General features: G+C 65.9%; 2 protein-coding genes. Both read left to right on the top strand.

The genetic code is table 11. From position 1 onward, the window contains the following. On the top strand, positions 1-520 hold a 520-nt coding region (locus CAER_RS28625), incomplete at its 5' end, for an ABC transporter ATP-binding protein (RefSeq protein ID WP_036798097.1). 124 nt (positions 521-644) lie between these two features. Further along, the coding region (locus CAER_RS0126900) for a glycosyltransferase (RefSeq protein WP_154667879.1) at positions 645-1847 on the top strand (1203 nt) is incomplete at its 3' end.

The raw sequence follows: 1847 nt of genomic DNA, 5'->3' as shown, positions 1-1847 counted from the left end.
GACGCTTCTGCAGATCATCGCGGGCACCATGCGCCCCGACTGCGGCCGGGTGGTCAGCGATGGCACCATCTCCTGGCCGGTGGGGCTGGGCGGCTCCTTCCACCGCGAGCTGACCGGGGCGGAGAATGTCCGCTTCATCGCCAGGATCTACGGGGTGGACACCGATGACCTAGTGAATTTCGTCGAGGATTTTGCCGAGCTGGGCAAATTCTACCACATGCCGGTGCGCAGCTATTCCTCCGGCATGAAGTCGCGGCTCACCTTCGGTGCCTCGATGGGGATCCGTTTCGACACCTATCTGGTCGATGAGGTGACCGCGGTGGGCGACCGCGCGTTCCGCCGCAAGAGCCGCGCGCTCTTTGCCGACCGGATGAAGCATTCCAGCGCCATCATGGTCAACCACTCGATGAACCAGGTGCGCCAGTTCTGCAATGCGGGCCTGGTGCTGGAGCACGGCAGGATCCGCTATTTTGACGACCTCGATGAGGCGATCGAGGTGCATGAGGCGATGCTGGAATAGCGCGCAGGCGCCGCCGGGCGCGGGAATCTGAAGCGGGGCGGCAAAGAGGAATTTATTTCCGCTGCCAGCTCCAGTATGCAGCCCCCAGTGATGATTGCAGGTGCCGGGCAAAGGAGTTTTACCGATGGCAATGGATGTGCGGGCTGCGGGGGGCGCAACGGCGCTGCAGAGTCTGATGTGGCCGGAATTCGGGATCTGCACCGAACATGACCTCTACTTGCGGGCGCAGGGGCCGGTGGCGGTGTCGCCGGAGCAGCGCGAGCTGCGCTTTGCGGCCGGCGGCCATGTGTCCTTCGGCAACTGGTTCAACCTGTTCAACCTGGAAAAATGGCAGCGCGAATGCGGGCTGCAGAGCCTGACGCTGCAGCTTGAGGGCGAGGGCGCCTTTGAGCTGGCGGTGGTTCTGGCGCCGCGCGGCCGGTCCTGGGACCGGGTGGTGAGCCGCTATGCGGAATTTCCGGAGGACGGGCGGCTGGAGATCAGCCTGGACCAGCTGCTGCAGCCGGGCGCCACGCCCGGGGTGCTGTTCTTCGAGCTGCGCGCGCTGGGGGCAGGGCGGCTGACCGGGGCCAGCTGGCAGACGCAGGACGCGCCGCGGCGGGAGCCGCAGCTGGCGCTGGCGGTGACCACCTTCAAGCGCGAGGCGGCGGTGGCGCGCACGGTGAAGCGGTTCTGCGCCTTCCGCGAACGCTCCTGGATGAAGCCGCATGTGCAGATGATCGTCACCGACAACGGCCAGTCGGTGGAGCTGGCGCCGCACGCGGGCGTCACCCTGGTGCCGAATGAAAACCTGGGCGGGGCCGGCGGCTTCACCCGCGGCCTGCTGGAGGCCCGCGCCCGCGGCGCTTCGCACTGCCTGTTCATGGATGATGACGCCTCGATCCACATGGAAAGCCTGGAGCGCACCTGGATGATGCTGGCCTATGCCAGGGATCCCGGGACTGCTGTGGCCGGGGCGATGATCAGCGAGCAGCACCGCTGGGCGATCTGGGAGAACGGCGCCCGTTTCTTCACCCGCTGCCAGCCGCTGCACATGGGCACCGATCTGCGCGACATGGGCCAGATGCTGGCGATGGAGCACGAAGCGGCGCAGCCGGTGCCGGAGGATTTCTACGGCGGCTGGTGGTATTTCGCCTTCCCGGTGGAGCAGGCAGAGCACCTGGCCTTCCCGTTCTTCGTGCGCGGCGACGATGTCAGCTTCTCGCTGGCCAATGATTTCAACATCATCACCCTCAACGGGGTGGTCTCATTCCAGGAAAGCTTCACCGAGAAGGAAAGCCCGCAGACCTGGTACCTGGACCTGCGCAGCCACATGGCACATCACCTC

It is taken from the genome of Leisingera caerulea DSM 24564 (assembly GCF_000473325.1).
Taxonomy (GTDB): domain Bacteria; phylum Pseudomonadota; class Alphaproteobacteria; order Rhodobacterales; family Rhodobacteraceae; genus Leisingera; species Leisingera caerulea.
This window is presented reverse-complemented; position numbering and strand designations above follow the sequence as displayed.